27 protein-coding genes and 1 CRISPR repeat array (1 of these 28 only partly in view) are annotated in these 26,616 nt (G+C 71.7%); of the genes, 21 read left to right on the top strand and 6 right to left on the bottom strand.

Annotated features, from left to right (window positions below; genetic code table 11):
• Window positions 1-1,086: a CRISPR direct-repeat array (repeat unit 29 nt; unit sequence GTGCTCCCCGCGCACGCGGGGATGGTCCC) (it extends 711 nt beyond the left edge of the window).
• A 259-nt stretch (window positions 1,087-1,345) separates the two neighbouring features.
• From OG344_RS14065 to OG344_RS14075, 3 genes are all read left to right on the top strand, one after another.
• Window positions 1,346-2,131: an ISL3 family transposase gene (locus tag OG344_RS14065; RefSeq protein WP_405088585.1), complete on the top strand. Its 786-nt coding sequence runs from the start codon at window positions 1,346-1,348 to the stop codon at window positions 2,129-2,131.
• A 25-nt stretch (window positions 2,132-2,156) separates the two neighbouring features.
• Entirely contained in the window at window positions 2,157-2,333 is a 177-nt protein-coding gene (locus OG344_RS14070) for a hypothetical protein (RefSeq protein ID WP_405088586.1), read from the top strand.
• A gap of 199 nt (window positions 2,334-2,532) precedes the next feature.
• Window positions 2,533-2,895 carry a transposase gene (locus OG344_RS14075; RefSeq protein ID WP_405089086.1) on the top strand — a complete coding sequence of 121 codons (363 nt, stop codon included), beginning with the start codon at window positions 2,533-2,535 and terminating at the stop codon, window positions 2,893-2,895.
• Window positions 2,896-3,498: 603 nt separating this feature from the next.
• Here OG344_RS14075 and OG344_RS14080 read toward each other — a convergent pair.
• On the bottom strand, window positions 3,499-3,753 hold the full coding sequence (locus OG344_RS14080) for a hypothetical protein (protein WP_405088587.1): 255 nt from the start codon (window positions 3,751-3,753) through the stop codon (window positions 3,499-3,501).
• 701 nt (window positions 3,754-4,454) lie between these two features.
• Between OG344_RS14080 and OG344_RS14085 the strand changes: the two genes are divergently transcribed.
• The 11 genes from OG344_RS14085 (at window position 4,455) to tsaD (ending at window position 13,893) form a co-directional block, all read left to right on the top strand.
• Entirely contained in the window at window positions 4,455-5,225 is a 771-nt protein-coding gene (locus OG344_RS14085) for a GntR family transcriptional regulator (protein WP_405088588.1), read from the top strand.
• Between the two features lie 105 nt (window positions 5,226-5,330).
• Complete coding sequence (locus tag OG344_RS14090) at window positions 5,331-5,681, top strand: holo-ACP synthase (RefSeq protein WP_405088589.1); 351 nt, start codon at window positions 5,331-5,333, stop codon at window positions 5,679-5,681.
• Between the two features lie 127 nt (window positions 5,682-5,808).
• Window positions 5,809-7,395 carry an NAD(P)H-hydrate dehydratase gene (locus OG344_RS14095; RefSeq protein ID WP_405088590.1) on the top strand — a complete coding sequence of 529 codons (1,587 nt, stop codon included), beginning with the start codon at window positions 5,809-5,811 and terminating at the stop codon, window positions 7,393-7,395.
• A 52-nt stretch (window positions 7,396-7,447) separates the two neighbouring features.
• Window positions 7,448-8,593, top strand: coding sequence for an alanine racemase (gene alr, locus OG344_RS14100; RefSeq protein WP_405088591.1), 1,146 nt, complete (start codon window positions 7,448-7,450; stop codon window positions 8,591-8,593).
• Window positions 8,594-8,618: 25 nt separating this feature from the next.
• Window positions 8,619-9,671, top strand: coding sequence for an alpha/beta fold hydrolase (locus OG344_RS14105; protein ID WP_405088592.1), 1,053 nt, complete (start codon window positions 8,619-8,621; stop codon window positions 9,669-9,671).
• A gap of 125 nt (window positions 9,672-9,796) precedes the next feature.
• Window positions 9,797-10,219, top strand: a complete 423-nt coding sequence (gene tsaE, locus OG344_RS14110; RefSeq protein ID WP_405089087.1) for a tRNA (adenosine(37)-N6)-threonylcarbamoyltransferase complex ATPase subunit type 1 TsaE — start codon at window positions 9,797-9,799, stop codon at window positions 10,217-10,219.
• Window positions 10,220-10,369: 150 nt separating this feature from the next.
• Window positions 10,370-11,017, top strand: coding sequence for a hypothetical protein (locus OG344_RS14115; RefSeq protein ID WP_405088593.1), 648 nt, complete (start codon window positions 10,370-10,372; stop codon window positions 11,015-11,017).
• 2 nt (window positions 11,018-11,019) lie between these two features.
• On the top strand, window positions 11,020-11,574 hold the full coding sequence (locus OG344_RS14120) for a class F sortase (RefSeq protein ID WP_405088594.1): 555 nt from the start codon (window positions 11,020-11,022) through the stop codon (window positions 11,572-11,574).
• 42 nt (window positions 11,575-11,616) lie between these two features.
• Entirely contained in the window at window positions 11,617-12,339 is a 723-nt protein-coding gene (gene tsaB / locus OG344_RS14125) for a tRNA (adenosine(37)-N6)-threonylcarbamoyltransferase complex dimerization subunit type 1 TsaB (RefSeq protein ID WP_327043742.1), read from the top strand.
• A gap of 19 nt (window positions 12,340-12,358) precedes the next feature.
• On the top strand, window positions 12,359-12,859 hold the full coding sequence (gene rimI, locus OG344_RS14130; RefSeq protein WP_405088595.1) for a ribosomal protein S18-alanine N-acetyltransferase: 501 nt from the start codon (window positions 12,359-12,361) through the stop codon (window positions 12,857-12,859).
• Window positions 12,856-13,893: a tRNA (adenosine(37)-N6)-threonylcarbamoyltransferase complex transferase subunit TsaD gene (gene tsaD / locus OG344_RS14135; protein WP_327043744.1), complete on the top strand. Its 1,038-nt coding sequence runs from the start codon at window positions 12,856-12,858 to the stop codon at window positions 13,891-13,893. Before rimI ends, tsaD begins: the two co-directional genes overlap by 4 nt.
• Window positions 13,894-13,918: 25 nt before the next feature.
• Here the strand turns inward: tsaD and OG344_RS14140 are convergent, their stop codons facing one another.
• The 3 genes from OG344_RS14140 to OG344_RS14150 form a co-directional block, all read right to left on the bottom strand.
• Entirely contained in the window at window positions 13,919-14,929 is a 1,011-nt protein-coding gene (locus OG344_RS14140) for a hypothetical protein (protein ID WP_405088596.1), read from the bottom strand.
• Window positions 14,930-15,088: 159 nt separating this feature from the next.
• A complete protein-coding gene (locus OG344_RS14145) occupies window positions 15,089-16,384 on the bottom strand; it encodes a THUMP-like domain-containing protein (RefSeq protein WP_405088597.1) in 1,296 nt (431 codons plus the stop codon).
• Window positions 16,385-16,428: 44 nt separating this feature from the next.
• The gene (locus OG344_RS14150; protein ID WP_405088598.1) at window positions 16,429-16,944 is read right to left on the bottom strand and encodes a MarR family winged helix-turn-helix transcriptional regulator; all 516 of its coding nucleotides are present in this window, start codon (window positions 16,942-16,944) and stop codon (window positions 16,429-16,431) included.
• Between the two features lie 504 nt (window positions 16,945-17,448).
• On the opposite strand from OG344_RS14150, the gene groES reads away from it, so the two are divergent.
• From groES to OG344_RS14175, 5 genes are all read left to right on the top strand, one after another.
• Window positions 17,449-17,763, top strand: coding sequence for a co-chaperone GroES (groES, locus tag OG344_RS14155; RefSeq protein WP_111699864.1), 315 nt, complete (start codon window positions 17,449-17,451; stop codon window positions 17,761-17,763).
• Window positions 17,764-17,835: 72 nt separating this feature from the next.
• Window positions 17,836-19,458 carry a chaperonin GroEL gene (groL, locus tag OG344_RS14160; RefSeq protein ID WP_405088599.1) on the top strand — a complete coding sequence of 541 codons (1,623 nt, stop codon included), beginning with the start codon at window positions 17,836-17,838 and terminating at the stop codon, window positions 19,456-19,458.
• 174 nt (window positions 19,459-19,632) lie between these two features.
• Window positions 19,633-20,787, top strand: a complete 1,155-nt coding sequence (locus OG344_RS14165; protein ID WP_405088600.1) for a hypothetical protein — start codon at window positions 19,633-19,635, stop codon at window positions 20,785-20,787.
• A gap of 303 nt (window positions 20,788-21,090) precedes the next feature.
• The gene (locus OG344_RS14170) at window positions 21,091-21,717 is read left to right on the top strand and encodes a sigma-70 family RNA polymerase sigma factor (protein ID WP_405088601.1); all 627 of its coding nucleotides are present in this window, start codon (window positions 21,091-21,093) and stop codon (window positions 21,715-21,717) included.
• On the top strand, window positions 21,714-21,929 hold the full coding sequence (locus OG344_RS14175; RefSeq protein WP_405088602.1) for a hypothetical protein: 216 nt from the start codon (window positions 21,714-21,716) through the stop codon (window positions 21,927-21,929). The genes OG344_RS14170 and OG344_RS14175 overlap by 4 nt, the downstream gene beginning before the upstream one ends.
• Here the strand turns inward: OG344_RS14175 and OG344_RS14180 are convergent.
• Both OG344_RS14180 and OG344_RS14185 read right to left on the bottom strand, forming a co-directional pair.
• Window positions 21,890-22,267 carry a DUF5319 family protein gene (locus OG344_RS14180; RefSeq protein WP_191909912.1) on the bottom strand — a complete coding sequence of 126 codons (378 nt, stop codon included), beginning with the start codon at window positions 22,265-22,267 and terminating at the stop codon, window positions 21,890-21,892. The genes OG344_RS14175 and OG344_RS14180 overlap by 40 nt on opposite strands.
• A 143-nt stretch (window positions 22,268-22,410) precedes the next feature.
• Window positions 22,411-23,415: a helix-turn-helix domain-containing protein gene (locus OG344_RS14185; RefSeq protein ID WP_405088603.1), complete on the bottom strand. Its 1,005-nt coding sequence runs from the start codon at window positions 23,413-23,415 to the stop codon at window positions 22,411-22,413.
• Window positions 23,416-23,927: 512 nt separating this feature from the next.
• Here OG344_RS14185 and guaB point away from each other — a divergent pair.
• Window positions 23,928-25,412 (top strand): IMP dehydrogenase, encoded by a 1,485-nt coding sequence (gene guaB, locus OG344_RS14190; protein WP_405088604.1) that lies wholly within the window; start codon window positions 23,928-23,930, stop codon window positions 25,410-25,412.
• Window positions 25,413-25,446: 34 nt separating this feature from the next.
• Window positions 25,447-26,562: a GuaB3 family IMP dehydrogenase-related protein gene (locus tag OG344_RS14195; RefSeq protein ID WP_405088605.1), complete on the top strand. Its 1,116-nt coding sequence runs from the start codon at window positions 25,447-25,449 to the stop codon at window positions 26,560-26,562.
• Window positions 26,563-26,616 lie beyond the last annotated feature (54 nt).

A 26,616-nucleotide genomic window follows, 5' to 3' on the forward strand; every position in this document is an offset into this window, starting at 1 on the left:
GATGTCGTCCACCCGCAACCGGTGCTCCCCGCGCACGCGGGGATGGTCCCGCGGTCGACTTCACCCCCGACGGCGAGCACGGGTGCTCCCCGCGCACGCGGGGATGGTCCCGCCCCCGCGGCGTCGTCCCCGTCCTTCGGCAGGTGCTCCCCGCGCACGCGGGGATGGTCCCGGCGCGAGGTCCGCTGCGACTTCCCTTCCTGAGTGCTCCCCGCGCACGCGGGGATGGTCCCAGCATCACGAAAGCGGCGGCCATCGTGGGCATGTGCTCCCCGCGCACGCGGGGATGGTCCCGAGGACACCGCCGACGTCACGATCACCGACTGGTGCTCCCCGCGCACGCGGGGATGGTCCCCACTCCGGGCGCGGCACCTGCGCCTCCTCCTCGTGCTCCCCGCGCACGCGGGGATGGTCCCGACGCCCAGAAGGCGAAGCTTTTCGAGGACGCGTGCTCCCCGCGCACGCGGGGATGGTCCCGCGGGCAAGCTGAACCTGTCCAACCTCGGTCAGTGCTCCCCGCGCACGCGGGGATGGTCCCTTGGCGGTCGCGCCGCCCGGCGCGGTGATCTCGTGCTCCCCGCGCACGCGGGGATGGTCCCGTCTTGGACCCGAGGAGCCGCCCGAAGTCCGTGTGCTCCCCGCGCACGCGGGGATGGTCCCGGCAAGCTGACGGCGCGCATCGAGGACGCCGTGTGCTCTCCGCGCACGCGGGGATGGTCCCTACCTGGAGTTCTCGCACCGGGCCGAGGTGTAGTGCTCCCCGCGCACGCGGGGATGGTCCCGAGGTGGCCCGGGTGTTCTGCGACGACACGGAGTGCTCCCCGCGCACGCGGGGATGGTCCCCCCGGCGCGGCGGACGCCTCCTCCCGAGATGCGTGCTCCCCGCGCACGCGGGGATGGTCCCCCCGACATGGACAAGCTCACCGGCCACCTCGGGTGCTCCCCGCGCACGCGGGGATGGTCCCTTCCCCGCCCGCGTCTACCGGATGGTCCCGATGTGCTCCCCGCGCACGCGGGGATGATCCCTCGGGCCTGGGACGAAGAGTTGCTGCGCTGGGTGCTCCCCGCGCATGCGGGGATGGTCCCCACCGGCATGGCCACGACGAGCGTGATGACAAGTGCTCCCGCGCATGAGAACGGACACGAGAAACACCTGCTCAGCGGACAGGGAAGTCGCGGCTGATGGACGTGTAGTCCGCGTTGGCAGTCATCGGAACTGGATCTGGCCCACATCTCGTGATCGTTACGACCCCCTGCACCTGGATTTCTGTGATCATGACTCGGGTGTGATCAGCCTGGGCTTGGAGCCCTCCTTCCTCACCTTGCCGGCGTCGTTGTTGACCGCGTGGAGGTGGCCGAGGCGTACGTGACGATCTGGGTTCGTCCCCGTGCCGAGCAGGGCACATGCCCGAAGTGCGGGTGCGTCTCCACTCGTGTGCATAGTCACTATGAGCGACGGCTCGCTGATGCGGCGTTCGGCGGTCGCAGGGTGCTGATCCGGGTGCTGTCCCGCCGGTTCTTCTGCGACAACAGCCTCTGCCCCGCCCAGACGTTCGCCGAGCAGATCGCAGGCTTGACCAGGCCGTACGCGCGGCGGAGCCCGTTGTTGACCGGGATGCTGGATGCGATCGCGCTGGCGTTGGCGGGCCGCGCGGGTGCCCGCCTGGCCGACCTGCTCGGGCTGAGGACCAGCCGCAGCACGCTGCTGCGCCGGATCCGGGCGATGCCCGATCCGGAGATAGGTGTGGTGACTGTGCTCGGGGTGGACGATTTCGCGTTCCGCCGTGGCCACGTCTACGGAACGATCCTGATCAACATGGACACCCATGACCCGGTCGACGTGCTGCCCGACCGGGAGGCCGAGACGCTGGCCGCATGGCTGCGCGCGCACCCGGGCGTCGAGGTGATCTGCCGGGACCGCGCCGGAGCCTATGCCGACGGCGCCCGTACCGGCGCACCGGACGCCATCCAGACTGCTGACCGCTGGCATCTGTGGAACAACCTGGGCAAATACGTGGAGGAGACGGTGGCCGCCCACCACCACTGTCTGCGCCGCGCCGACCCTGCCCAGCCAGCCCCGGTCGCCGGCACCCGACCGCGACCTGCAGCAACTGGCCGACAACGCGGCTAAGGCCCGCGCGGAGACCAGCGCGATCGTGGTCCGCACGCGCGAACGCTACGCCAAGGTCCAGGCGTTGAAGGCCGCAGGTAAGGGCATCAAGCCGATCATGCGCGAGCTCGGCCTGGCCAAGGAGACCGTCCGCCGGTTCTACCGCGCCGAGACGGCCGAGGACGTCGTGGCCACCAGCGTGGCCGGGCGGCCGCAAGCTTGACCCGTACAAGCCTCACCTGCATGAACGCTGGAACCAGGGCTGTACCAATGTCCTGGAACTGCACCGCGAGATCGCCGCGCGGGGGTACCGAGGCAGCTACGGCTCGGTCCGCGACTACCTGGCCCCGTTCCGCGAGACCCGCGTCGCGCCGCCCGCCGTCACCAAGCCGCCCAAGGTGCGCACCCTCACCGCGTGGATCATGACCCATCCCGACAACCTCGACAGCGACGACCAACTCGCCCTCAAGCAGGCACTCGCCGACTGCCCGCACCTGGATGTCCTTGCCGGGCATGTACAGGGCTTCGCCCAGATGATGCTCGAACGTCGCGGCGATCGGCTCGACGACTGGATGGCGAAGGTCGACGCCGACGACCTGCCCTACCTGCGGTCCTTCACCAAAGGCCTCCGACAAGACCACGCGGCCGTCCTCAACGGCCTGACCCTGCAGCACAGTTCCGGCGCTGTCGAGGGCAACGTCAACCGGCTCAAGATGCTCAAGCGGCAGACCTACGGCCGCGCCACCTTCGACCTGCTTCGCAAGCGCGTGCTCCTCACAACGTGATGCTCATAGGGGGTCGTGATGATCACGAGATGTGGGCCAGATCCTCGGAACTGACCCCGTGGGGACGGCTGAAATCTGACCCCCTCCCCTCGAAAGCTGTGCGGGGTGATCAAGGTGGAAGTCTGGGCGAAGATCCGCCGCCTGCACTAGGCCACGGGCATGGTCCTGGAGTGGTCCTCACCTAGAACACATGTTTGGAGTGCTCCCCACACGTGCGGGCATAGCCCCGTACCCCGGACCGGCCGGCCCGCACGAGGCAGGTGCTCCCATGAACGCGGGGATGGTTGTATCGGCTGTGAGGGCGGCCGGTCCCCTCTCCGGCTCACACGCTGCGGCCAGTGAGGATCTTTTCCCACAGCTCCCGTGCCCGGGCGGTTAGCAGCCACTCCGTTTCCGCCACCTCCAGCCCCGTCTCCTCACGGTCGGTCCGCCGGACGAAGACGAGTCCTCCGGCCTGGCACAGCTCGTATATGCGGACTCGGCACTCACAGGTGTGCCGCTGAACTCTGACGTGGGGGCAGCGCGGCTGTGGTTTCAGCCATCGCAGCTTCTGGGCGTCAGGCTGCGGATCAGGCACGTGGATGCCGTGATACGACGGGAGGATCACGCCTTCCCCGTGTGTTCGTCCGCAAGCCGGGTCTGCTCCTCGAGCTGCCGGGCCAGGTCGGCGAGATCGGACGCGTAGATCGTCATGGCCAGGTCGCTCTTGACAAGCACACTGAAGGGGAGTTGGCATCGCCTGGTCGCCGACGGCCACGGTTGGCGTCGGACGACCCAGTCGCCGCGGTACGCGTCGACGAGCCGGCGAAATGACCAATCGTCATCGGGCGGGGCGGAGGGCGTGCGGTTGTTGTCCACGGTCAGGACCTCGGTTCCTGATCTCAAGAGCCCGTCCGGCGGGTTGCATCTCGGCGGGCTCGTTTCTTTTCCGATGGCGGCGGGCTGAATAGGTGGGCGGCCCCGGTAGCCCCCTCAGGCGTGGGGCCGCCCAGCCCCGTCAGTCGTGGCAACGTCGACCAGCGGGGCAGCTTCAGATGTGCCTACTCGATGAGTAGGCGCCTGTTTATGAATTCAGAGCCAGGGGTCGCGGTGGCCGTGCGGCGTCGACCTTCGGAACCTGAGAGATCTGCTGGTTCCCTCAGCTCGGCCCACGTCATGTGTCCGTCCCGAGTGCGGCTGCAGCCGTACCACGGCGTGAGCTCCGACACCCTTGACCATTTGTCCTTCTCGTCGCCTCTCACGGGTTCACCGGGATCGTGGACCTCCACTCGTAGGCCGCCGTCGACCAAGGTGATCGTGGCTGCGATCACCCCGTCCTCAGGCGTGCGCTCCACCGCGATCGCCACCAGCCGGGACGCCACGCGCTCACACAGATCAGCAAGTTCTGGGTGGTACCCGCTCGCCGTGCTACGCGCCCATGACCGGACCTTGTCGGCCGCCTCCGGGACCCCAGCCAAAGTTCGCTTATCCATACGGAGACACCGCCTAAGCTGGTGGCACTGCTCTGCTACTGTGTCCTCAGCTTGCAGGCTGGGGACACAGCCTGTCAACCTGTTCCGGTGGATCCCGATCGCCCTCTATGGCTGCGCATCGTTGAACACCTCCGGCAGCAGATCACCACGGGTGAACTGCCTCCGGGCGCACGCCTGCCGTCCCGTCCGGAGATCATGCGAGAGTTCGGTGTGTCCGATGCGGTCGCCAAGCAGGCCGCGCGGGTGCTGATCTCCGAGGGTTTGGCCGTGGCCAGGCCGGGCTCCGGCACCTACGTACGCGGCAAGCCCGAACTGCAGCGTCTGGTTCGGGCCTGGTACCGAGGCAATCGCTCCGGGAGCCCCTTCGCGGGCGAGATGGAAGCCCAGGGTCGCCGGGCCGCATGGGATTACACCTCGCGTACGGCGCAGGCACCAGCGTCGATCAGGGAGCGGCTGGGGCTGAGCGAACCGGCCGCGGACACGCCGGACGTGCTCCGTACGGACTATGTCTTCTCCGCAGACGGGCACCCGGTCATGCTCTCCACGAGCTGGGAGCCTCTCGACATCACCAGGGGCACGCCGGTCGTCATGCCGGAGGAGGGTCCGCACGCGGGGCGAGGTGTGGCCGAGCGGATGCTTGTCATCGGTCATCCCGTCGACGATTGGACGGAGACCGTTGGAGCGCGACTGGGGACTGCGGAGGAGTGCGCGAAGCTCGCTCATCCGCAGGGCTCCGTCATGCTGACGATCGAGCGAGTCTACGAATCGCGTGGCCGAGCGGTCGAGACGGCCGACATCGTCTTGCCGGCGGATCTGTATCTGCTGGAGTACTCGGCTCAGATGGGCGCGGCGAAATGACCCCCCAGCACGCCTCAGAGGGTTGTGCACAGGCTGTGGATGAAAATCGATGGATTACTTTCGCGTAAGACGGGGAAAGACGGAGGCCCCCCGTACGCTGGCGGTGTGATCGTGGGCATCGGGGTGGACGTGGTCGAGGTCGCGCGGCTGCGCGCGGCGCTGGAGCGCACGCCCGGTCTGCGACGACGCCTGTTCACCGAGGCCGAGGCGGCGCTGTCGCCGGAGTCGCTGGCGGCGCGGTTCGCCGCCAAGGAGGCGGTGGCCAAGGCCCTCGGAGCCCCGCCGGGCCTGAGCCACCTCGACGCGGAGGTGGTGCGCGGCGGGCACGGCCGTCCCGAGGTGCGACTCACCGGCAGGGCCGCGGAAGTGGCGCGGGGCCTCGGCGTGCGCCGGTGGCACGTCTCCCTGTCGCACGACGGCGGCATCGCCGTCGCCTACGTGATCGCCGAGTCCTGATGCCTCCGAATCGCCGGATTCCGACATCCTCGAGCCCTGAGGCCGCCGAGGCATGAGACGGCGTCTTCCGGCGACCGGTGGGGCGCGGTGATCGCGATCGACATGGCGGGAGGCTACGGTCGGACGCATGCGGACCGCCTACACCTCCGACCAGATCCGGACCGCCGAGACGGCGCTGATGGCGAGGCTCCCCGAGGGGACCCTGATGAGCCGGGCCGCCGCCGGGCTCGCCATGGTCTGCGCGAACCTGCTCAAAGGCGTGCGCGGCCGGGTGTACGGCTCCCACGTGGCGCTGCTGGTCGGCGGCGGGGACAACGGCGGCGACACCCTGTACGCCGGGGCCCGGCTGGCCCGCAGGGGAGCCCGGGTGGAGGCCGTGCTGGCCGGTTCACGCGCCCACGAGGGCGGCCTGACCGCGCTGCTCGCGGCCGGTGGACGGGCGGGCCCCTTCGATGCCCATAAAGCCGCCGACCTGTTCGCCCGGGCCGACGTCGTGCTCGACGGCCTCGTCGGCATCGGGGGCGGCGGGGCGCTGCGGGAACCGTACGGCACGCTCGCGGAGCTGACCGCCGGGGCCGCGGGTCTCGTCGTGGCGGTCGACGTGCCGAGCGGGGTGGACGCGAGCAGCGGGCGGGTCGAGGGACCGGCGGTCCGCGCGCACCTGACGGTGACGTTCGGGGCTTACAAGGCCGGTCTGCTCGTCGATCCGGGAGCCTCCCACGCTGGATCGGTCGAGCTGGTGGACATCGGCCTCGGGCCGCACCTGCCGGACCCCGAGGTGACCGCGCCGACCGGCGACGACGTGGCCGGTCTGCTGCCCCGGCCGGGCGCGGAGAGCGACAAATACCGCCGGGGGGTCGTCGGGATCGCCGCGGGCAGCGACAGGTACACGGGAGCCGCCGTGCTCTCGGCCGGCGGCGCGGTGCGCGCCGGGGCGGGCATGGTCCGCTTCGCGAGCGCTTCCGAGCCGGTGCGGCTGGTCAGGGCCCGCTGGCCCGAGGCGGTCACGACCGTGCTCGACCCGTCGTCGTCCCCGGACGGCCTGCTGGAGGAGGTCGGGCGGGTGCAGGCGTGGGTGCTCGGGCCCGGGCTCGGCACCGGCCCGGAGGCGCACGCCGTGGCCCGCGCCGTGCTTTCGGCCGACGTGCCCGTGCTGGTGGACGCCGACGGGCTCACTCTGGTCGCCAAGGACCGGACGCTGCTGCGCAGGGCCGCTCCCACCGTGCTCACGCCGCACGCCGGTGAGCTGTCGCGGCTGCTCGACGTGCCGAGGGAGCGGATCGAGGCCGCCCGGCTGGACCATGTGCGGCGGGCCGCCAAGGAGCTGGGGGCGACGGTGCTGCTGAAGGGCTCGACCACCCTCGTAGCCGAGGAGCACCGGCCGGTGCGGGTCAACACCACCGGGACGCCCTGGCTCGCCACGGGCGGCACCGGCGACGTCCTGTCCGGGATCACAGGCGCCCTGCTCGCCGCCGGCCTGTCCGGCTACGACGCGGCCTCGTGCGCCGCGTACGTCCACGGCCTGGCCGCGCGGATCGCCGCCAGGGGCGGCGACGGTGGAGACGCCGGGGGCCGCGCCGAGGCCGGGTACGGGGGCGACGGCGGGAGGCGCGCCGAGGCCGGGTACGGGGGCGACGGCGGGAGGCGCGGGGAGGCCCCGATCGCGGCCCTCGACGTCGCCGAGGCGATCCCGGCGGCCCTGCGCATGCTCTGACGTGCGGCGTCTATGGGCGCATCCACCCGGGTCCACCTGACACACTGGGAAAGTGAGCTTCTCGACGGCGGGCGCGGCCACCCAGGCTGAGGCACGGGTGGACCTGTCCGCGATCAGGGACAACGTGCGGCTGCTGGCCGAGCGTTCGGGCGGCGCCGAGACGATGGCCGTGGTCAAGGCCGACGCGTACGGGCACGGCCTGGTGCCGGTGGCGAACGCGTGCCTGGAGGCGGGCGCGGCCCGGCTCGGCACCGCCTTCGTACGCGAGGCGCTGGCCCTGCGCGAGGCGGGGATCACGGCGCCGGTCATGTCGTGGCTCATCACGCCGGGCGAGCCGCTGGACGCCGCGCTGCTCGCGGACGTCGACCTGTCCGCCGGCGCCCCCTGGGTCGTGGACGAGATCGTCGCGGCCGCCGGCAGGACCGGGCGCACCGCCCGGGTCCACCTGAAGATCGATACCGGCATCTCCCGGGGCGGCGCCACCGTCGCCCACTGGCCGTCGCTGGTCGAGCACGCCCTCGCCGCGCGGGCGACCGGCGCCGTCGACATCGCGGGCATCTGGTCGCACCTCGCGTGCGCCGACATCCCGGGCCATCCTTCCATCGAGGCCCAGCTCGCCGCGTTCGACGAGGCGCTCGCCGTCGCGGACAAGGCCGGGGTGCCGAGCGACGCCGTCCGGCACATCGCCAACTCCGCCGCGGCCGTCACGCTGCCGCAGGCGAGGTACGACATGGTCCGCCCCGGCATCGCGATCTACGGGCTGAGCCCGGTCCCCGAGCTCGGCGACTTCGGGCTCCGGCCCGCGATGACGCTGACCGCCAGGCTCGCGAGCGTGAAGCGGGTCGCCCCCGGGACGGGCGTGTCGTACGGGCACCTGTACGTCACCGACCGGCAAACGACGCTTGGCCTCGTTCCTCTCGGGTATGCGGACGGCATCCTGCGAAACGGGACCAATCGGGCGGAGGTGCTGGCGGCGGGCCGGCGGCGGCGGATCGCCGGCCGGGTGTGCATGGACCAGTTCGTCGTCGACCTCGGCGACGACGCGGCGGAATCGGGGGACGAGGTGATCCTTTTCGGCCCCGGTGGCCACGGAGAGCCGACCTGTCAGGAGTGGGCGGATTCCTTGGGCACGATTACTCATGAGATCGTGACGAGGATCGGATCCCGCGTGCCTCGCGTCCACACGGACGGACGCTGAGCATGCGGCTGCGAGGAGGGCAGGCATGAGAACACGTCGCAAGGTCGGGATCGCCGGCGCGGTCTTCGGCGCGGCGTCGGCGGGGGTGGCGGCGGCCACGCTCGCCAAGAGATACGCCGTGGGCCGCATCCGCCTGCGGCCCGACCTGGAGGGGAGCGAGCCCTTCGGGGAGCTGCGCGGACGGCCGGTGACGCTCACCACCTCCGACGGAGTCCAGATCCACGCCGAGGTCGACGGCGTGGAGGACGCGCCGCTGACCGTGGTGCTGTGCCACGGCTACTGCCTGTCCTCCGACTCCTGGCACTACCAGCGGCGCGTCCTGCGCGACTCCTACCGTCTGGTGGTGTGGGACCAGCGTTGCCACGGGCTGTCGGCCCGCGCGCCGTCGAGCGACTGCACGATCGAGCGGCTCGGCGAGGACCTCGCGCTGGTGCTCGACGAGCTCGTCCCCGGGCCCTGCGTGGTGGTCGGCCACTCGATGGGCGGCATGACGATCATGGCTCTGGCGGAGCGGCGGCCCGAGCTGTTCGGTGACAAGATCCGCGGTGTGTCGCTGATCGCGACCTCGGCCGGCAAGCTCGCCGAGATCACCCTGGGCCTGCCCGCCCTGGTCTCCAAGGTGGTCAACCTCGCGGTGCCGTCCGCCGTCACGGTCATGCGCCGGAGCGGCGCGCTCGTCGACCGCGGCCGGGAGGCCGGCACCGACCTGTCGTTCCTCGCGCTGCGCCATCTCGCCTTCGGCGATTCCAAGAGTGTCAGCCCGACGGTCGTGGACTTCGTCGAGTCGATGATCCGGGCCACTCCCTCCGAGGTGATCGCCGACTTCTACCCGGCGCTCATGTCGCACGACAAGCTGACCGCGCTCGACGTGCTGAACAAGGTGCCGACCGCCATCATCGTCGGTGAGGGCGACTGGCTGACGCCGCTCGACCACAGCAGGGCGATCGCGGCCGCCGTGCCGACCGCCCAGCTCACCACCGTGCCGGAGACGTCGCATCTCGTGCAGCTCGAACGGCCCGACGTCGTGAACGAGGCGCTGCGCGAGCTGCTGAAGCGGGCCGAGAGGGGAAACGCGTGACCACCGGCGCGTCCCGGGCCGCCGAGTCCGGGACCGCCGAGTCCCAAGCCGCTGAGTCCCAAGCCGAGGAGTTCCGCACCGCTGAGCTTCGGGCCGCTGAGCTTCGGGCCGTGACCGCCGAGGAGATGCGGACGCTGGGCGCGCGGCTTTCCGCGCTGCTCGGGCCGGGAGACCTGGTCGTGCTGAGCGGGCCGCTCGGCGCGGGGAAGACCACCCTGGTGCAGGGCCTCGCCGAGGGACTCAAGGTGCGCGGGCCGATCACCTCCCCCACCTTCGTGATCGCCAGGGTCCACCCGTCCCTGTCGGGCGGGCCCGCGCTGGTGCACGTGGACGCCTACCGGCTCGGCGGCTTCGTGGAGGTGGACGACCTCGATCTCGACGCCTCGCTGGAGGAGTCGGTCACCGTGGTCGAATGGGGCGAGGGCCTGGTCGAGGGGCTGTCGGAGGACCGCCTGGAGGTCCACATCGAGCGCGGCGCCGAGGGCGAGGAACGGCTCGTACGGCTGTCGGGCGTGGGCCCGCGGTGGGCCGCCGTCACCCTCGCCTGAGGGCGTTGGCCGTACGCGATTCAGACCGGTCCGCCGCGCAGTCCTTGACGCCTGTCCGCGTTCCTGTGGATCATCGGGGCACGGAAGATCCTCGGTCATGAATCGGTCTGGATTTTCTGGGTAAGGGACCTGGGTGGAAGAGGTGTGCGGTTGAGCAGGGTCACGCAGGTCGCCGTCGCGGGAGTCCTCCTGGCCGGGGCAATGGGCTGCACCGCGCAGGCCTCGGTGCAGGCCGAACCGACCATGACGCTGACCCCGGCCCTGCCGACGCCGCTCGTCTCGATCTCGCGCCAGGACATCCGGGTGACGGTCGAGCCGAAGCGGATCACGGGAGGCGCGACCAGGAGCGTGCGCGTCAGCGCCCGCTGCCCGCTGTCGGAAGGCGGTCCCGAATATCGCGCGACCGCGCGTTCCGACGCGTTCACGGGGCTCGTCACGCTGGTGCCGCCGCCGGCGAAGTCGGGCACCCCGGCCTCCGCCACGGCCATGCCGCTCGTGACGGGCAGCGCGACCGTACGGGCCGGCGCGAAGGCGGGCGGTTACCGCGTGCAGGTGCGGTGCGAGGCCACCAACGACGTCGGCGAGGCGTCGTTCCGGATCGTCGCGCCGCAAGGGGAGCCGGACGGCACCGAGGACCACACGAGGATTCCCACCCGCGCTCCGCACGCGGGTGGCGGCGGCACGGCCGCCGGGGGCCCCGAGGACGCGTCCGGCCCGCCGGTGGGCGTCACCGTCGTCGTGCTGCTGGCCGCGCTCGGCGTCGGCGTCGGGGTGGCCCGCAGGCGCTCCGGAGCCTGACGTTGGCGCTGTCCACCCGGGGGGTGATCGTCGCCGGGGTGGTCACCGGGCTCGTCTTCGCCGTGATCACCGGGGGCGGGAACGCGGGTGACCAGGCGGAGGTCAGAACGTCCGTCGTCCCCAAGCGGATCGACATCCCGGCGCTCCGCCTCAAGGCGCCGCTGATGAAGCTCGGCCTCTCCGACGAGGGCGACGTGGAGTTGCCGCCCTTCGACAAGCCGACCACGGCGGGCTGGTACACCGGCAGCGCCGTGCCGGGCGACCCCGGCGCCTCCGTGATCATCGGCCATGTGGACACCAAGACCGCTCCCGCCGTCTTCTACCACCTGCGCGACCTGCGCAGGGGAGCGGTCGTGAAGGTGGTGCGCAGCGACGGCAGGACCGCCTCCTACACGGTGGACTCCGTGGAGCGCGTGCCCAAGAACGACTTCCCGGCCGAGCGCGTCTACACCGAGGACGGCCTGCGCCTGATCACCTGTGGCGGCGACTTCGACTGGAAACAGCACGAATACCGCGACAACGTCATCGTCTACGCCTCCCTGGCCCGCTCCGCCTGACGGTGTCCGGCCGCCTGAGCGGAGCGACTACGCTTGACCTTCGTGCTTGTCTTGGCCTTCGACACCGCCACTCCCGCCGTCACCGCCGCGCTGCACGATGGCGAGCGTGTGGTGGCGGAGTCGACGACGATCGACGCGCGGCGGCACGGGGAGCTTCTCGCGCCCGCCGTCGAGCAGGTCCTGCGTGAGTCCGGGGCGACGCTCAGGGATGTCACCGCCATCGTCGCGGGGACCGGGCCGGGGCCGTACACCGGTTTGCGGGTCGGCCTGATGACGGCGACGGCGCTGGCGCTGACCGCGGGCGTGCCGGCGTTCGGGGTGTGCACGCTCGACGCCCTCGCGTACGCCGCGGAGGAGAGCGGGCCGTTCCTGGTCGCGACCGACGCGCGCCGCAAGGAGGTCTTCTGGGCCCGGTACGGCGACCCGCGCACGCGGCTCGACGGGCCGCGCGTGGACCGGCCGCACGACCTGCCCGGCGAACTGCCGGTGATCGGCGCGGGCGGCGCCATGTACGCGGACGTCATCGGCGCCGACCGGACACGCGGCCCGCTGCACCCCTCGGCCGGAGCGCTCGCGGCCCTGGCGGCCGGGCGCCTCGCCACGCTGAGCGAGGCGGAGGCGGCCGAGATCGCCCGCGTGCCCGAGGGGCGGGTCGACTCCGTGGAGAAGGCGCGGGAGCTGTCCGTGCTCGGGCCGCCGCGGCCGATCTACCTGCGGCGCCCCGACGCGCAGGTGCCCGGGACGCCGAAGAGGGTGACCGCGTGACCCGCGCCGGGGAGACGCCGTGAGGCAGGCGGAGGTCGTCCTGCGTCAGATGACCGCGGCGGACCTGCCCGCGGTCATGGAGATCGAGCGGGCCACGTTCCCGGCGGACGCCTGGAGCGAGGCCATGCTGCGGGGCGAGCTGCGCGACCAGCCGCGCACCCGGCACTACCTGGTCGCGGAGGTGGACGAGCGGGTCGCGGGGTACGCCGGGCTCGCGGTGGCGGCCGACCAGGCGGACGTGCAGACGATCGCCGTCCTCGCCGCGCACCGCCGCGCCGGCGTCGGCGCCGCGCTGATGGACGCGCTGCTCGCCGAGGCGGCACGGCGCGGCGCGACCGCGGTGTTCCTGGAGGTACGCGCGGACAACCCCCCGGCACAGGCGATGTACGAGCGGTTCGGCTTCCGCCGCCTCGGCCTGCGAAGGCGCTACTACGAGGACGGAACGGACGCCATCACCATGACGAAGGACCTCGGGAGTGAGCGTCCCGACGCTGAGCGGGAAGCACAGAAGGAGTCATGATGGGGCGCGACGAGCCGATCGTGCTGGGGATCGAGACGTCCTGCGACGAGACGGGCGTGGGCATCGTCCGCGGCCACACGCTGCTGGCCAACACCATCGCCTCCAGCATGGACGAGCACGCCCGGTTCGGCGGGGTGGTGCCCGAGGTGGCCTCACGGGCGCACCTGGAGGCGATGACGCCGACTGTCGAGGGCGCGCTGGCCGCCGCCGGGCTGCGGTTCTCCGACATCGACGCGGTCGCCGTGACGGCGGGCCCGGGCCTCGCGGGCGCGCTGCTCGTCGGCGTGGCCGCCGCCAAGGCGTACGCGCTGGGCCTCGGCGTTCCGCTCTACGGGGTCAACCACCTCGCCGCGCACGTCGCGGTCGACCAGCTCGAACACGGCCCGCTGCCCAAGCCCGCGATCGCGCTGCTGGTGTCGGGCGGGCACTCCTCACTGCTCCTCGTGCCGGACGTCGCGCAGGACGTGATCTCGCTCGGCTCCACCGTGGACGACGCGGCGGGCGAGGCGTTCGACAAGGTGGCCCGGGTGCTGGGGCTGCCGTTCCCCGGCGGGCCGCACATCGACCGGGCCGCCCGCGAGGGCTCGGGCTCGGCGGTGGCCTTCCCGCGCGGCAAGCACGACGACGGCACGCTCGACTTCTCCTTCTCCGGCCTGAAGACGGCCGTGGCCCGGTGGGTCGAGGCCCGCGAGGCGTCGGGCGAACCGGTGCCGGTGGCCGACGTCGCCGCGTCGTTCCAGGAGGCGGTCGTGGACGTGCTGACCCGCAAGGCGCTGCAGGCGTGCGCCCGCCACGACGTGAAGGACCTGCTGATCGGTGGTGGCGTCGCGGCCAACTCGCGGCTGCGGGCGTTGGCCCAGGAGCGCTGCGACGCGGCGGGGGTGCGCCTGCGGGTGCCCCGGCCGGGCCTGTGCACGGACAACGGCGCGATGGTGGCGGCGCTCGGCGCCGACCTGGTCGCGGCCGGGGCCACGCCCTCGACGCTGCGGATCCCGGCCGACTCGTCCCTCCCGATCACCGTCGTCCACGTCTGAGCATCGGCGGAGTCAGGCGACGGAGTCAGTCGGCGCGGTCGCGGGGGTGACCGTGGCCTGAGCTGTGGCCGGCGCCGTGGGCTGAGCTGTGGCCGTGGACGGGGCCGGGGCCGTGGACGGGGCGCAGCAGGGCCTCCGCGAGCGCCAGCATGGTCTCCTCCAGCGCGGCGAGCCGCCGGGCCACGTCGCCGCGTGCGGGCTCCATGGCGCTGGTGACCGCGTCCGAGACGGTCTCGGCGATCTGCTCGCGGTCGGGCCTGCTCCGCACCGCCTCCGCGAGCGGGGCAACCGCCCCCGCCGTGAGGGTGAGGTCGGCGTTCATGCCCGCCATGGTCGTGCTCATCTCGTCCACGCTCGCGGTGACGTCTCCCACTCCGGCGCTCAGCCCGGCCACGGTGGTGTTCACGCCGTCCACGCTGGAGCCCAGCCCCGCCACGGCGCCGCGCAGGTCTCCGATGCCCAGTTCGGCGGGGAGCATCCCGACGCGTTCGCCGACCGCCTCGACGCCGCTCTCCACCGCCTCGATCCTGCCGCCGACCGACTCCAGCCGCTCGATCACGACAGCCTCCAGCCGTTCGGTCCGCTCGGTGAGCGAGCTGAGGGCCCTGTCGAGCCGGGTGAAGCGCCCGGCGGCCGCCTCCATGCCGCCCTGGAACTTGCCGAGCCGGTGCGCGAACTCCGTCATCCGGTCGGCCAGCCCCTGGGTCCGGCCGCCGGCCTCCTCCACGTGGCCGCGCAGCAGTTCCACGTGCTGGGCGAGACCTTCGGCCCAGGCCGGCGGTCTGGCGGCCAGGTCGTCGAGCCGTTGCGTGATCGCCTCCAGCGCCGCGCCGAGGCCGCCGAGCTCACGCTCCCGCACCTCGCGGAGCAGCCATTCCATGCCCTCCAGTCGCTGGCGGATGTCGTCGAGCGCGGCGCCCTGCGTCCGCTGCTCGTAGACGTGGTCCTGGGCCGCACGGGCGAGCAGTTCGCGCATCCGGTCGGAGATGGCGGTCTGGCTGCCCGCCTGGAGGAGGTTGTGGCTGGAATGCTCCACCGAGGTTGCTCCTTCAGCTCGCCGAACCGCTGTGTCCGGCCCGGTCTCGCGCAGACGAACGAGCAGGCGGCACTGCCCGACGGCCAACTGTAGGCCCTGACCCGCGGCCGTCAGGCGTGGACTGGGAAAGGCGATGATTGCCGGTGAAATGCCGGGAGTTCAGCCCTTCTGGCTGGTCACAGGCTGACAAAGGAACACGAAGGGCCGTTCCTCTATCCGGGTGAGCACTATCACCACGGATTCACCTCCGGAAAGCCGGAGGTCCTTCCGCAGCCGTTCGACATCGACCGCGGACCCGCGCTTTTTGATCGTCACCGCGCCGACGCCCCGCTCGCGCAGCGCCGCGCGCAGCCGCTTCAACGAGAAGGGCATCACGTCGGTGACCTCGTAACACGCGGCCCACGGCGTGGGCACGAGGCGATCGCCGGTGATGTAGGCGATGCGCGGATCGACGAGGTGGCCCGACACGAGGGCCGCCACCTCGGCGACCAGGTGCGCCCGTACGGCGGCGCCGTCGGGCTCGTAGAGAAAACGGCTCACCGGCCCGACATCGGCCTCCGCGCCCGAGGCCGTGAGCGTGGCGCCGGAGGGCAGCAGGGTGGCGCGCCGGCCGCCCGTTCCCATCCTGGTCCAGATGGCCGCCTCCTTCACCTCGCCCCGGTATGAGACCCACTCGGCCTCGGCGCCCTCCGGGATGAACTCGTACGGGATGCCGGGGGCCGTCTTCAGACAGGCGGCCGGAGCACGGGCGACCAGGTCGAGCACAACCGGCCACGAGGGGGAGTAGGCCCTCGGGTCGAACGTCCGTCCTCTCGCCCCCCTCCTGGCCGGGTCGGCGAACAGCAGATCGTATCCCCCCGGCTCCGCCGCCGCGGCGTCCGCCGTACGGACCGTGACCAGGGACGACAGGCCGAGTGCCGCCGCGTTGGCACGGGCGATCTCCACCGTCAGCGGGTCGAGGTCGATCGCGTCCACCGGGCATCCCGCGCGGGCCAGCGCGAGCAGGTCGCCGCCGATGCCGCAGCATACGTCGAGCACCCGCGGCCCCTCCGGGGCCTCCACGCCTCCGGTCAGGCCCTCCGGGACTCCGGCAGGTCCCACGCCGGTCGGCCCCGCTCCGGTGACTCCGGGCCCGGCGGCCCCGATCCCGGCGGCCCCGATCCTGGCGGCCCTGATCCTGGCGGCGCGGTGGGCGGCGACCTCGGGCCGGGTGGCCTGCTCCAGCCCGTGCGGGGTGAAGTACATGACGGCGGCGTCGGCGCCGAACTTGACCTCGGCACGCCGCCGCAGCGACGCCTGCGTGAGCGCCGCGGCGGCGAGCTCGGGGGAGTGGGATCGGCGCAGCGCGCTCGCGGCCGCCACCGGGTCCGCGCCGTCGGCGAGGATCCGCACGGCGTCGTCCAGGGCCGCGCGCCCGGCGGGCGCGAACAGCATGCGCAGGGTGTCCAGATCCACGCCCGCGACGCTACCGCCTCCGCGCCCCACCTCACGGCAGGCGATCAGTGGGAACGGACGTCGCCGAGTGAGGTGAGCAGTTTGCAGAGCAGGACAGACAGCTGCTCCCTGTCTCCGGGGGTGAGGCCGGAGAGCAGCCGGTTCTCGTCGGCCACGTGGCCCTCCAGCAGTTCGTCGACCACCGCGCGGCCCTCGTCCGTGAGAGTGATCATGACCATGCGGCGGTTCGACGGCGCGGTCTCGCGATGCACCAGGCCCTTCGCCACCAGGCGGTCCACGCGGTTGGTGAGGGCGGCGGAGCTGACCATCGCGGCGGTGGCGAGGTCGCCCATGCAGAGCCGGTGATCGGCGTTGGCGCGCAGGAGCGTGGCGAGCACATCGAACTCCCACGGCTCCAGATCATGCCGGGCGAAGTAGTCCTTGACGCCCCTGTCCAGCAGCCGGGACGCCCGGGAGATCCGCCCGGCCACCCCCAGCGCCGCACAGTCCACGTCCGGACGCGCCCGGGCCCAGCCGCCGAGGATCTGCTCGACGGCGTCGTTCAACAGGGTCTGGTTCATAGCGCACGCGGCCGCGGGTCCGCCGCTCCTCCGGTCTCCATGATAGCGCTCACTTTGACGTTTAAATGTCAGTGAGGCATGCCCTGACCTCTTCGGAGTCCGCTCCGGTCCGTACGCCCGCGCACGGGGTGCGCGGCCCTCTTCCCGATCGCGGCCCGCCGGGAGCGCCGCGGCGGCGGCGGGGGTGCGGTGGCAGGGTGGGGTGGCGGGGATGCGGTGGCAGGGTGGGGTGGCGGGGATGCGGTGGCAGGGTGGGATGCCTGGGCGGGATGGTGACGCGCGGGCGGCGGAGGGCTGAACGGGGGGTCTCGGACGCGTTGCCGGGAGGTGGGTCTGACCTGCGGGGCGAGTTCGTGTTGACTGTCACGCGCCACTTGCATACTGTTTCGTGTTGGCACTCTGCCATTGAGAGTGCCAACAGCGACGAGACAGGTCTGACACCCGCGACGGCAGGCCGCTGGTCGCCTCTTCAGCTCATTCATCGCAATCTGAAGGGGAGGTCCGATCGTGACGACCGCCACCAAGGTTCCCGTTAAGCCGCTCGGCGACCGCATCGTGGTCCAGCCGCTTGAGGCCGAGCAGACCACCGCCTCCGGCCTGGTCATCCCGGACACCGCCAAGGAGAAGCCGCAGGAGGGCCGCGTGCTCGCTGTGGGCCCGGGCAACTGGGACGAGGACGGCGAGAAGCGCATTCCGCTCGACGTCAAGGAGGGCGACGTCGTCCTCTACAGCAAGTACGGCGGCACCGAGGTCAAGTACGGCGGCGAGGAGTACCTGGTGCTCTCGGCTCGCGACGTGCTCGCCATCATCGAGAAGTAGTAGGCCGCGCAAGCCATGAGGAGCCCCGGGTCCACGTGCCCGGGGCTCCGACGTGCTCACAAGGAGACCTGAATGCCGAAGATCCTGGAGTTCGAAGAGGACGCGCGGCGCGCTCTCGAGCGTGGTGTGAACGCTCTCGCCGACGCCGTCAAGGTGACCCTCGGCCCGCGCGGCCGCAACGTCGTCATCGACAAGAAGTTCGGTGCCCCGACGATCACGAACGACGGTGTCACCATCGCTCGCGAGGTCGAGCTGGAGAAGCCGTACGAGAACCTTGGCGCCCAGCTCGCCAAGGAGGTGGCGACCAAGACCAACGACGTCGCGGGTGACGGCACCACCACCGCGACCGTCCTGGCCCAGGCCATGGTCCGCGAGGGCCTGCGCAACGTGGCGGCCGGCGCCCAGCCGCTGTCGCTCAAGCGCGGCATCGACAAGGCCGCCCAGGCCGTCAGCGAGCGGCTGCTCGCCAGCGCCCGCCACGTCGAGGACAAGAAGGAGATCGCCAACGTCGCGACGATCTCCGCGCAGGACGCGAAGATCGGCGGCCTGATCGCCGAGGCGTTCGACAAGGTGGGCAAGGACGGGGTCATCACCGTCGAAGAGTCCAACGCGATGGGCCTGGAGCTGGAGTTCACCGAGGGCCTCCAGTTCGACAAGGGCTACCTGTCGCACTACATGGTCACCGACCCCGAGCGCATGGAGTCGGTGCTCGAGGAGCCGTACGTCCTGATCCACCAGGGCAAGATCGCCTCCATCGCCGACTTCCTCCCGCTGCTGGAGAAGATCGCCCAGACCAAGCGGCAGCTTCTGGTCATCGCCGAGGACGTCGAGGGCGAGGCCCTGGCCGTCCTGGTGACCAACAAGATCCGGGGCACCTTCACCTCCGTGGCCGTCAAGGCTCCGGGCTTCGGCGACCGCCGCAAGGCCATGCTGCAGGACATCGCCACCCTCACGGGCGGCCAGGTCGTCAGCGAGGAGATCGGCCTGAAGCTGGAGCACGTGGGCCTGGAGGTCCTCGGCACGGCCCGCCGCATCGTGGTCAACAAGGACACCACCACGGTCGTCGACGGCGCCGGTGACGCCCAGGCGATCGAGGACCGCATCCGCGAGATCAAGATCGCGATCGAGCAGTCCGACTCCGACTGGGACCGCGAGAAGCTCCAGGAGCGCCTCGCCAAGCTCGCCGGCGGTGTCTGCGTGCTGCGTGTCGGCGCCGCGACCGAGGTGGAGCTGAAGGAGAAGAAGCACCGCCTGGAGGACGCGATCTCCGCGACCCGCGCCGCGATCGAGGAGGGCATCGTCTCCGGTGGCGGCTCCGCGCTCGTGCACGTGTCCAAGGACCTCGACAACCTCGGCCTGACCGGCGACGAGGCCACCGGCGTCTCGATCGTCCGCAAGGCCCTGGTCGAACCGGCCCGCTGGATCGCCGAGAACGCGGGCCTCGAGGGCTACGTCGTCACCACGAAGATCACCGCGCTGAACGCCGGCGAGGGTTTCAACGCCGCCACCGGCGAGTACGGCGACCTGGTGGCCCAGGGCGTCATCGACCCCGTCAAGGTGACCCGCTCGGCCGTGCAGAACGCCGCGTCCATCGCCGGCATGCTGCTGACCACCGAGGTCCTCGTCGTGGACAAGCCCGAGGAGGAGGCCCCGGCCGGCGGCGGTCACGGTCACGGCCACGGTCACGGCCACTGATCGACGGCCACTGATCGACGGCGATCGATCGGGAGCCGCTCGGCAGAGGCGGCCGACCGGATCGGCAACCGCGCCCCGCGCCGCCCTCACGGGCGGACCGCGGGGCGCGCGCTTTCTCCGGGAGATTCCCCGAAACCCCCTTTTTGCCGAATCCTGGTCAATACGATCGTCGGCGTGCTATTTGGACTCAGAGCTCTTACCGCCGCGCTGGTCTCGGGTGCCGGTGCCTCCATGCGCGGCGTGACGACGGCCACAATGACGTCGGCCGGGATGACACTGGCCACGGTGACGACGGCCGGGATGACACTGGCCGCGGTGACGGCTCCGCCCGCCGCCGCGGAATCCGTACCGGCGACGCGGGTGGAGAGCCTCAGGGGGACGGTTCCCGTGCCGCCCGAGGCGCGGCCCGCCGACGTCTCCCGCCCGACGACCGTCGTCGGCCGGGGCACGCCCGCGAGCTGCACCTCCCAGGCCTTCCTCGGCGCGGTCGCCCGTGGCGGCGTCATCACCTTCTCCTGCGGCCCCCGCCCGGTGACCATCAGGCTGACCGCCACGGCGAAGGTCCGAAACACCAGCGCCCGCGTCGTCGTCGACGGCGGCGGGAAGGTGACGCTCAGCGGTGCGGGCCGGCGGCGCATCCTCTACATGAACACCTGTGACCGGGCCCAGGTGTGGACGACCTCGCACTGCGACGACCAGCCGACACCCGCGCTGACCCTGCAGAATCTGACGTTCGCCGACGGCGACTCCACCGGCCAGAGGACCGACGGGGGCGGTGGCGGAGCGGTCTTCGCCCGCGGCGGCAGGCTCAAGGTGGTCAACTCGCGGTTCGTCCGCAACCGCTGCGACCGCACCGGCCCCGACCTGGGCGGCGCGGCGATCCGCGTGCTGGATCAGTGGCACGACCTGCCGGTGTACGTCGCGGGCAGCAGCTTCGAGAACGGCGTGTGCTCGAACGGGGGCGCGCTGAGCGGGATCGGCGTGTCCTGGCAGATCGTCAACAGTGTCTTCATCGGGAACCGGGCGGTCGGACGCGGCGCCAACCCGGCCAAGGCCGGAACCCCGGGTGGCGGCAACGGCGGGGCCGTGTACGCGGACGGCAACAGGTACGCCATTCGGATCGCGGGCTCGCTGATGACCGGCAACCACGCCAACGAGGGCGGCGGGGCGGTGTTCTTCGTCAGCAACGACCGCAGCGGCTCTCTGCGCATCGAGCGCTCGACGCTGCGCGGCAACGTCAGCGGCGGGTTCGAGACGCGCGGCTTCCCCGGCGTCTTCTACCTCGGCGCCGGACGCGCCCCCCAGGTGGTCGCCTCCACCCTCCGGTGAGGCCGGCGCCCGAACAGTGGTCTATACCGGTGGGATGCGCGCCGGCTCTCCGCCGGGGGTGCGTTCGGGCTGCGCGGTCCATACCGGTGCCGTACGGCGCTGAAGGGCCGCGCGGCAATAGGCAGACGCCGCATACTTCTTAATACCTGTCAAGGCATCCGGCATATATCTCTCGAATTGGTCATTCTGGTTGGAATGTTCCAACGGTCGCGTGGCCGATTGATTACAAAGGGTTATCGACGCGTCAATGTGACCAATCCGTAGCCGTTAACCATGACGACATGAACGATCGCTGCGGGCATCATGCCTAACGTGACCGAGGGATGCGTCGCCGACGCCGCAACTGGGGTAAGGCTTGCGACGAGATCGGATGAGTCCGACCTCAGGGAACTGACCAGCCTTGCCGTACAAGGAGATCGCACCGCGATCGAATCACTGCTGGGACAACTGCGCCCGATGGTGGTCCGGTACTGCAGGGGCCGACTGGGGCGGGTCTCCGGTCAGTACCACATCGCCGACGACGTGGCTCAGGAGGTGTGCATCGCGGTGCTGTCGGCGCTGCCACGCTACCGCGACATGGGCCGCCCCTTCGCCTCGTTCGTGTTCGGCATCGCTTCGCACAAGGTGGCGGACGCGTTGCGCAGTTCGGTGCGCTCCGCGGTGCCGACGCAGGACCTGCCGGACGGCCCCGACGAGGGCCCGGGGCCGGAGGAGACCGTGGTGCGCTACATCGAGGCGCAGCACGCCCGGGACCTGCTGGCCCGGCTGCCGGACACCCAGCGCGAGCTTCTCATCCTGCGGGTCGTCTCGGGCCTTTCGGCCGAGGAGACGGGTAATGTACTCGGCATGACCCCTGGTGCCGTCCGGGTCGCGCAGCATCGTGCGCTCGCCAGGCTCCGGCAGCTGGCCGAGCTGGAGTCGATTGCGTGACCGTGAAACGTCGTCGTACGGCGGGCCTTCCCGGACCGTACGGCGATGCCGACGTGGAGGGCGACGTAGTCCGGACGGACGCCCTCCTCGACGTCCTCGCCCGCCGGGAGCCCCTGGGCGGGACCGACGCGGCCCTCCGGCTGCTCGGCGCCCTGGTCGCCGACGTGGACAGTCAGCGGCTCTCCTCGGTGTCGATCACGCCGTCCACGTAGCCCCGGGCGTACTCCCAGCTCACGTAGTCGGACGGATCGGGCTGGAAGGCGGGCTCGTGGACCTGCGGCCGGCCGTTGTCGATCATCTGGCGCAGGTTGCCGCGCAGCAGGTCCCAGTCGAAGTAGTGCTGCTCGCCGCACTCGGGGCAGTCGAGGACCAGCCCGAGCACGCCCTGGGGTTCGAGCAGGGAACGGAAGACCTCCACGTCGGCGAGATCGGTCAGTGCCTCGTCGCGCTCGGCGAGCGAGAGCGGTTCCACGTCGTCGGGTGATCCGAGCTCCGCCGCGGGGTCGTCAGGGTCATCCGCGAACGGGTCGCGGGGGACGTCTTCCAGCACGCATCCCACCTTATGACCACGGCCCCCTCCGGGAGCGAAAGTGCGCCTCATCTGCTCGTCAGGCCCTTCGCTCCGCCGGAGTCACGCGCGGCCGGATCCGGGGCCGGATCCGGGGCCGGATCCGGGGCCGATCCAGGGCCGGGTCACAGCCAGCCGCGGCGGGCGGCCTCGACCCCGGCGTGGAAGCGTGACTGGGTGCCCAGCTCCGCCATCGCCTCGGCGAACCTGGCCCGCACCGTGCGCACGGACACGCCGAGACGGCGGGCGACGGCGTCGTCGGAAAGCCCCTGCGCGGCGAGTCGCAGCACCTGCCGGGCGCCGCTGCGCGGGGAGATCGGGGCGGCCCGGGCCCACAGCTCCCCGAACAGGGCGCGCAGGGCTCCCGCCGCCGCCGGGGCGTGGACGACGCAGCAGTTGTAGGCGTTGTCGGGCAGGGGGACGCCCCACTGGACCGGCAGCCAGGCGGTGCCGTCGCCGAGCGCGAGGAACCAGCTCGGCACCTCGTCGAGCGCGCGCAGTTTCGCGCCCGCCGCCGTGAACCGTTCATACATCTCCCGTACGGCGGGCGACGACAGGGCGGCGTGCGGGACGATCGCGCGCAACCGCACGACGCCGTCCGCGGCGGCGCGGATCCACTGCGCGCTGTGGGTGTTCGCGAACCGCACCACGGTGCGGTGGTCGGGGACCGCCATGACGAGATCGGCGGGAGGCGCCTTCAGGGCGTGGCCGATGACGCCCTCGTAGAGCGCGCCGGCGCCGCTCACCCGCTCGACCGGCAATCCCCCGCCCCGCCAGTCGCGCCCGGTGTCGTAGTGGCGGGCCAGGCGCCCGGCCGCCGCGATCATCTCGTCGAGCCGCCGGCTCTCCAGGGCCATGCGGTCCAGCCGTTCCGCGACCAGCCGGCCGATCACCGCGGCCGGATGCCGCGCGACGACCTCCTCCCGCCGCCGGTCGACCGCGCCGAGCCGTACGAGGGTGTCGAGGGCGTCGAGCACGTCGCCGGCGGGCCGGTCGACCGCCTCGGCGAGCTCGGCCGGGGTGGCCCGGTGGAGGCGGAGCGCGGCCGCGTAGAGGGCCGCCTGGCCGGGGGAGAGCCCGAGGCTTTCGAATGTGCCGGTCCGCGGGACGGCGTTTCCCGTCGTACTCATGCTCGCTCCGTCGGTGGTCGCACGTCGGTGGCCGCACGTTGGTGGCGCGCACGTCGGTGGTCGCACGGCGGGAAGCGCGAACTCCCCGCTCAGATCCCCGTCACGCCTCGGGCCGCGAGAATAACCCGGCCTTTTCGCGTTGTCCGTTCCGTTCGCACATTCGGCATCGCCGCGCCCGATTGTTCATGTATGAATGCGATGGTTTGTAATTGTTCTGGGTGGATCTTCGAATTGGCGGGGAATGCATCTTTGTGCAGTTGCAGCTTGCGACATTGCGCGTGGACGCTGCGTGACGCATTCTTGACGCAGCGTTAGCCGGAACGCCGCCTCGGCCGGGCGCGGAGGGGGGCTCGACGAGGCGGTGGGCGGGACGCACCCCGAGTGGGGGGACCGGAATCCGGTCCCCCCACTTTTTCTGCCGTCCCCCTTGACAGGTATGCCCGGTGCGGTTTCGGGCGGCCACTAGACTGACCTCGGGTCTGGCGAGGGATCCAGGAGGAGGGTGCAGTCAGATGGCCAAGTTCACCGAACCGGGACTCACGTTCGACGACGTGCTCCTCGTTCCCGCCTATTCGGACCTGCAGCCGGGCGAGGCCGACACGACGACCCGGCTGTCCCGGAACGTCACGCTGCGCATCCCGCTGGTCTCGGCCGCGATGGACACGGTCACCGAGGCGCGCATGGCGGTCGCGATGGCGCGGCAGGGCGGCATCGGCATACTGCACCGCAACCTCTCCATCGAGGAGCAGGCGCAGCAGGTCGACCTGGTCAAGCGTTCGGAGGCGGGGATGGTGACCAACCCCGTCACCTGCTCCCCCGAGGACACCCTCGCCGACGTCGAGCGGCTGTGCGCGACCTACCGGATCTCCGGCGTCCCGGTCACGGACGCCGACGGCGTGCTCGTGGGCATCGTCACCAACCGCGACATGCGCTTCGAGAGCGACCAGGGCAAGGCCGTGCGCGACGTCATGACCCCGATGCCGCTGGTGACGGCCCCGGTGGGCGTCGACCGCGAGGAGGCCTTCCGGCTGCTGCGGCAGAACAAGGTCGAGAAGCTCCCGCTCGTGGACGAGGCCGGCCGCCTCCAGGGCCTGATCACGGTCAAGGACTTCACCAAGAGCGAGCAGTACCCGCTCGCCACGAAGGACGCCGACGGCCGCCTGATGGTCGGCGCCGCGGTGGGCGTGGCCGGCGACGCCGAGGAGCGCGCGATGGCCCTCATCGACGCGGGCGCCGACGTCATCATCGTCGACACGGCGCACGGGCACTCGCACGGCGTGTGCGACATGATCGCCAAGGTCAAGGCCAACAACGGGCGGGTCGACGTCATCGGCGGCAACGTGGCCACCCGGGCGGGGGCGCAGGCGCTGGTCGACGCGGGCGCCGACGCCGTCAAGGTGGGCGTGGGCCCCGGCTCGATCTGCACCACCCGGGTCGTCGCGGGCGTGGGCGCGCCCCAGCTCACCGCGATCTACGAGGCGGCGCTGGCCTGCGGCCCGGCCGGCATCCCGGTGATCGGCGACGGCGGCCTGCAGTACTCGGGCGACATCGCCAAGGCGCTGGCCGCCGGGGCCGACACGGTCATGCTGGGCTCGCTGCTCGCCGGCTGCGAGGAGTCGCCCGGCGAGCTGATCTTCATCAACGGCAAGCAGTTCAAGTCGTACCGCGGCATGGGCTCGCTCGGCGCGGTGCGCAACCGCGAGCGCGGCGGCGCGTCGTTCAGCAAGGACCGGTACGCGCAGGCCGACGTGTCCGGGGAGGACAAGTACATCCCCGAGGGCATCGAGGGCCAGGTGCCCTACCGCGGCCCGGCCGCGGCGGTGGCCCACCAGCTCGTCGGCGGCCTCCGGCAGGGCATGTGGTACACCGGCTCCCGGACGATCGAGGAGCTGCACGAGAAGGCGCAGCTCATGCCGATCACGATGGCCGGGCTCAAGGAGAGCCACCCGCATGACATCCAGATGACGGTCGAGGCCCCGAACTACCACCGGCGATAGCCCGGTAGCGGAAGAAACAGAAAGAAAAGGCGATATGACTCAGGAGATCGGGCGCGGCAAGAGCGGACGGCGGGCCTACGCGCTGGACGAGATCGGCATCGTGCCCTCCCGGCGCACCCGCGACCCGGAGGAGGTGTCGATCTCCTGGCAGATCGACGCCTACCGCTTCGACTCTCCGCTCGTGGCGAGCCCGATGGACAGCGTCGTGTCGCCCGCGACGGCGATCGAGATCGGCCGCCTGGGCGGCCTCGGCGTGCTCGACCTGGAAGGGCTCTGGACCCGCTACGAGGACCCGGCGCCGCTGCTGGAGGAGGTCGCCACCCTCGACCCGCCGGCCGCGACCAGGCGGCTGCAGGAGATCTACACCGCGCCCATCAAGGACGAGCTCATCGGCCGCCGGATCGAGGAGATCCGCGCCGGTGGCGTCACGACCGCCGTACGGCTGTCGCCCCAGCGGACGGTGCAGCACCACAAGGCCGTCATCGACGCGGGCGTGGACATCTTCGTCATCCGCGGCACGACCGTCTCCGCCGAGCACGTGTCGGGCCGGGCCGAGCCGCTCAACCTCAAGCAGTTCATCTACGAACTCGACGTCCCGGTGATCGTGGGCGGCTGCGCGACGTACACGGCCGCGCTGCACCTCATGCGGACCGGCGCGGCGGGCGTGCTGGTCGGCTTCGGCGGCGGCGCCTCGCACACCACCCGCAACGTGCTCGGCGTGGTCGTGCCGATGGCGACCGCGATCTCCGACGTCGCGGCGGCCCGCCGCGACTACATGGACGAGTCGGGCGGCCGGTACGTCCACGTCGTCGCCGACGGCAGCATGGGCGGCTCCGGCGACATCGCCAAGGCCATCGCCTGCGGCGCCGACGCCGTGATGGTGGGCTCCCCGCTCGCCCGGGCCAGTGAGGCCCCCGGCCGCGGCTTCCACTGGGGTTCGGAGGCCCACCACCCCGAGCTTCCGCGCGGCAAGCGGGTCGAGTTCGGCACGATCGGCACGCTGCGGGAGATTCTGCACGGCCCGTCGTCGCTGTCCGACGGCTCGATGAACCTGCTCGGCGCGCTGCGCCGCACGATGGCCACGGCCGGTTACTCCGACCTCAAGGAGTTCCAGCGCGTCGAGGTCGTCGTCGCCCCGCCGCAGCGCTGATCCGTCGCCAGGAGAGCCGGGCCGCAGGGCCCGGCTCCCGGCTTGTCGGCGACT

It is taken from the genome of Microbispora sp. NBC_01389, from assembly GCF_045040095.1.
Classification (GTDB): domain Bacteria; phylum Actinomycetota; class Actinomycetes; order Streptosporangiales; family Streptosporangiaceae; genus Microbispora.

Bases quoted from the DNA above. Each gene is read 5' to 3' on its own strand.
- OG344_RS14075 (WP_405089086.1), top strand. From the start codon at position 2,533: ATGACCCATCCCGACAACCTCGACAGCGACGACCAACTCGCCCTCAAG.
- OG344_RS14095 (WP_405088590.1), top strand. From the start codon at position 5,809: ATGCGGACCGCCTACACCTCCGACCAGATCCGGACCGCCGAGACGGCG.
- OG344_RS14105 (WP_405088592.1), top strand. From the start codon at position 8,619: ATGAGAACACGTCGCAAGGTCGGGATCGCCGGCGCGGTCTTCGGCGCG.
- tsaE (WP_405089087.1), top strand. From the start codon at position 9,797: ATGCGGACGCTGGGCGCGCGGCTTTCCGCGCTGCTCGGGCCGGGAGAC.
- tsaD (WP_327043744.1), top strand. From the start codon at position 12,856: ATGATGGGGCGCGACGAGCCGATCGTGCTGGGGATCGAGACGTCCTGC.
- OG344_RS14150 (WP_405088598.1), bottom strand. From the start codon at position 16,944: ATGAACCAGACCCTGTTGAACGACGCCGTCGAGCAGATCCTCGGCGGC.
- groL (WP_405088599.1), top strand. From the start codon at position 17,836: ATGCCGAAGATCCTGGAGTTCGAAGAGGACGCGCGGCGCGCTCTCGAG.
- OG344_RS14170 (WP_405088601.1), top strand. From the start codon at position 21,091: ATGCCTAACGTGACCGAGGGATGCGTCGCCGACGCCGCAACTGGGGTA.
- OG344_RS14185 (WP_405088603.1), bottom strand. From the start codon at position 23,415: ATGAGTACGACGGGAAACGCCGTCCCGCGGACCGGCACATTCGAAAGC.
- guaB (WP_405088604.1), top strand. From the start codon at position 23,928: ATGGCCAAGTTCACCGAACCGGGACTCACGTTCGACGACGTGCTCCTC.
- OG344_RS14195 (WP_405088605.1), top strand. From the start codon at position 25,447: ATGACTCAGGAGATCGGGCGCGGCAAGAGCGGACGGCGGGCCTACGCG.